Source organism: bacterium (assembly GCA_035371905.1).
Classification (GTDB): domain Bacteria; phylum Ratteibacteria; class UBA8468; order B48-G9; family JAFGKM01; genus JAMWDI01.
In genome coordinates this window covers 1245-5271 of record DAORXQ010000106.1, presented here as the reverse complement: position 1 = coordinate 5271, position 4027 = coordinate 1245, and the positions used below count along the sequence as shown (strand labels likewise).

4 protein-coding genes are annotated in these 4027 nt (G+C 31.3%); all 4 read right to left on the bottom strand.

The genetic code is table 11. The features are described 5' to 3' along the window. Window positions 1–45: 45 nt before the first annotated feature. The 4 genes from PKV21_08870 to PKV21_08855 are packed head-to-tail and all read right to left on the bottom strand — an operon-like array spanning window position 46 to window position 3864. Entirely contained in the window at window positions 46–1674 is a 1629-nt protein-coding gene (locus tag PKV21_08870; protein ID HOM27597.1) for a hypothetical protein, read from the bottom strand. An 8-nt stretch (window positions 1675–1682) separates the two neighbouring features. Then, window positions 1683–1907, bottom strand: a complete 225-nt coding sequence (locus tag PKV21_08865) for a hypothetical protein (GenBank protein HOM27596.1) — start codon at window positions 1905–1907, stop codon at window positions 1683–1685. Between the two features lie 9 nt (window positions 1908–1916). Next, window positions 1917–2300 carry a hypothetical protein gene (locus PKV21_08860; protein ID HOM27595.1) on the bottom strand — a complete coding sequence of 128 codons (384 nt, stop codon included), beginning with the start codon at window positions 2298–2300 and terminating at the stop codon, window positions 1917–1919. A 34-nt stretch (window positions 2301–2334) separates the two neighbouring features. Next, complete coding sequence (locus tag PKV21_08855; protein HOM27594.1) at window positions 2335–3864, bottom strand: hypothetical protein; 1530 nt, start codon at window positions 3862–3864, stop codon at window positions 2335–2337. Window positions 3865–4027: the final 163 nt, after the last annotated feature.

The window sequence follows — 4027 nt, the reverse complement described above, 5'->3', positions numbered from 1 at the left end:
GCGCTTTTTTAAAAAACATTTTCACCTCCTTTCTGTTTTCTTTCTTCAGGTTTCTTCATCAGTTATCACTGTTTCAACAAGTTCCAATTCATCTTTATCAACATATATTGCATTTTCTTCGCCAACTATTCTTACATAAACCTTATTTGAATCAGCCGCTGAAAAACCTTCAATAATACCTTCTTTTCCATTATCCAATTTAACCCTATCACCAATCTTTAAATACACTTCATCTTCTTCATCGCTAACGACCATCCCGTCTTCGCTATCTTCTTCTTCGTCAACAATTATTTCATCTTCTATTTCATCTTCTAATTCATCTTCCGATACTTCTATCTCATCCAATAATTTTTCATCAAGATCTGGTAACTCATTTGATAAATCTTCTTCACCTACTTTTTTATCTTCGTTCACCTCTTTTTTCTTCTGTGCAAATGCTGGTGCAAACACTGGTTCTGGTCTTATAACCTTCCTTAGAGGAGCAAAAGCAGGCAGTTTAACTTCACCAATTATTCTTAAACCTTCATCTAAAAGTCTTGATATTTCTCTCAAAATTGTTATAACTTCTCTAATAGATGAAACGAATGCACTTGAAACTTGTCCTTTTTTCACCTCACCCGGTATACTTTCTGGTATTCCCTTTTCTGGTTGTAATGGTATTTCTGTTCTCCATACCTTTGGTATTCTCTCACCTGGGATGATTTCCATTGTCTCTCTAATTTTTGTTTCTTCTTTTAAATATTCATCAATAGCTTTTTTAAATGCCTTTTTTAATCTTTCGTTTTTTGCTAAAATTGTGTCAATTATAGTATTCAATCTATCTATATTTACTGACGTTGGAGATATAACCTTACTTTCTATACCAAACAACAACTTCTCATTTTTATCAACAACAAGATGTGCCAAACCACGAGTTATTCTAAAGTATTCTTCAAGAGTACTAATTCTTTCAATTAATTCCTTAGCAATGTTTTCAAATTGTTTTTTTTCTTGCTCTAGTTTTTCTTTTTCTTTGCCTAATCCTGTCTCTTCCAAAATTTTTTTTACTGCCTCATCTACTTGCATTTTTATTCCTTCTATTTTCTCTTCCTTTTTTTCTACTTCTCTCAATACATAAGCAATATAATTTAATGTCTCGCTCAAACTACCACTGTAATACTCAGGTATTTTTTCACCTTCTTCTGTTTCTTCTTTAGGTTTAATAGTACTAGGGAATTTTCTTACCAACTTAGGTTTTTCTATTGTCAATTTTTCTGGTTTATCTTGAGAAAAAACTCTCTTTACAGCCTTTACTAATCCTGTAAATGGATTAATTTTTACTTTTGAATCTTCCATTTTTGCAACAGATTCTAAAGGCACTTCTTTCAAAACGTTGCCAGCATTTAACATTCTAAAAGCAATCTTTGGTGTTATAACACAATTTTCTCTAACTCTTATAGGAACAAAATATGTGTGTGAAGGATCTGCAGATTTTCTAAATGAATAAAAGAAAATTATATCAGATGCCTTTGACCCTTTCATTTTTTCTAACTTATCATAAACCTTACTCAAACGAATTGTACCAAGTTCAGGTCTTATTCTGTTAAACTCCTCATCTGCCATAGCTTTTACTTCCTTATAATTACTTACAATATCTTCCGTTGTTATTCCCCTTAATGCTCCAATTTTTAACATTTCACCTCCTAATCTTCTTTTTTACTATTAACAATCCTATCTAAATTCCTTAACCTCTCCTCAATTTCTTTTATTAAAGCATAAACATTTTGTATTTCTCTTGATTCTTCATCAGTAAAATCCTCTGATTGGAAATCACTCATTAAATAAAAAATATAACTTTCTGCATTCTTGATATACTGTATAGCCTCTCCAAGAAGGTCTAAAACTCTATATTTAAAATCTCTATTCAAAATATCTCCTCACTTCTTTATCATTCTCAATTTTTCCTTCATGTTTGTATAAGCTTTCACATCACCTTCAGCTCTAGTATAATCCACATGTTTTAATAAAACAATATCGTCTACTTCTTTAATTTTTTTATAACCCCGTGCTGTGAATTCATCTTCTACTTCACTTCCCTTAGTTACTGCTATTAAATGTGGATCCCCCTTTTGCCCATAGAAAAAACTATTAAAATTCCAATAATCTATTGTACCTTTTCTTAACATTTGAACAAAAGGCTCTCCTCCTTTTACCCATTTTTCAAAATTATCAATTACCTTTTCATACCATCTCTGGTTTTTTTTATTATTTTCATTTACTTTTTGTGCTTTAAGAATTCTCTTAACTCTCCCCAACCTCATTTCTACCCCCTCTAAATTATTTTAATTGTTATTTTCAATCTTCAATTTTTAAACCATATTTTAACAACTCTGCTTTTAAATCTTCTTCAAATTCTGGCGTCACATTAGGAATGTGATAAATAACATACTCATATGCTTGTTTTGGTGTAAGACTTCCTTTCATATATCTTAAAACTCTCAAAACATCTTCAGCAGCAAGAGCAACTGGATAAATAATAATCTTTCTTTCTGGAACAATATTCAATGGTGTTAATTCGCCTCCTTGCTTCTGATACAAGTTTGATGTGCGACCAGCCGACTTCAGCATTGTTTTTTTCTTTTCTGGTCCCCGCCAATAAGTTGTGCCTTCTATTCTATCTTTTAATGCAGCACAAAAAGTTGCTGGATCACTAACCCTTCCTTCCATTTTTTCTATACATTCTGATACAGAGCCACCAATTGAGTTCCAAAAACTTCTAAGAGACTTTTCAGTCCATCCTCGTGGCAAGCTCTTCCATTTTGCTGTTAGTATTGGTCTCACATTTAACTTTTTAATTCCTTGTTTTTTCATCATCCTTGCACATTCAGGGCAAATTTGAGCAATAATCTCTCTATCTACCCAAATTGGTTTTTTTGAACCAACAATCTTTTTTGTTTCTTTAACACTAAATTTTTTAGCCATTTTCGGTTTTTTATTATTATCCTTTGTAAAATCTCTCATATATTCAAAAACTTCATCACTAAACCAATTTTCAAATTCAATATTATCTTCAAAATCACTATCATTATACTTAACAATCCATCTTCTTTCTTGTCCAAATCCAGTATCCTTTGTTTCACTAGTTCTATATACATCTATGCCCAATTTATTTAAATGTTCTTCTATTGCATCCCAATCAATATTTGAAATTTCTTCTGGTGACCAAGAATCGGGAGACTCAAGAATCCAAATTTCTACTTCCTTTTTATTACTTCCTTGCTTTCTTAAAAACCCTTCATCATCATCCTCTTCACTTTCATCTTGTATGTCTTCATATTCCTCCAGTGATTCCTCTTTCAACCTTTTACTATATCTATACAAAACATCCTCCGCTGCACCTACACGTCCACAAAAATATTCTATAGCATCCTCAATTGCTACTTTTAATGCATTTTTTTCATCATCTGTAGCATTTTCTAATGATTCTTTATCTTCCTCATCACCATAATCTAAAATAGCATACTCAATTTCAGTCCCATCAGCTTCAGGATATTTAACCAAAATATGAAAACCATAACCTGAACTGCCAGGATACAAAAATTCAATATAAGAAGAAGTAAATTTTATATTATATCTCCAGTTATATTCCCAAAAATGCCAAAAATCACTCAAAACATTAACAACCGCACGATATAAGTCATCACTAATATTATATCTTTTTAATGTCTCAAATATTTTTTCTTTTACCTCACTATAAACAGAATCATCAATATAAATATACCCATTAGGGCAAGGTATTATTCCTCTATGCCAATTTATATCTTCAATTTCAATAGTTCCATACTCAAAATCAATAGTATCTAACTGACCTTCTCTCTTTTTCATTTTTCACCTCCAGTTCTACATTTTTCTTCTATTTTTGACTTTAAAATACTTCTAATCTTTATATTCCCTGCTCCCTTAACAGAACCTCTATTTTGTCTGTTTTTATACTCCTCCAGTGATTCCTCTTTCAACCTTTTACTATATCTATACAAAACATCCTCCG

Excerpts from the sequence above, each read along its gene's own strand:
- PKV21_08870 (HOM27597.1), bottom strand. The coding sequence starts at position 1,674 with ATGTTAAAAATTGGAGCATTAAGGGGAATAACAACGGAAGATATTGTA.
- PKV21_08860 (HOM27595.1), bottom strand. The coding sequence starts at position 2,300 with ATGAGGTTGGGGAGAGTTAAGAGAATTCTTAAAGCACAAAAAGTAAAT.
- PKV21_08855 (HOM27594.1), bottom strand. The coding sequence starts at position 3,864 with ATGAAAAAGAGAGAAGGTCAGTTAGATACTATTGATTTTGAGTATGGA.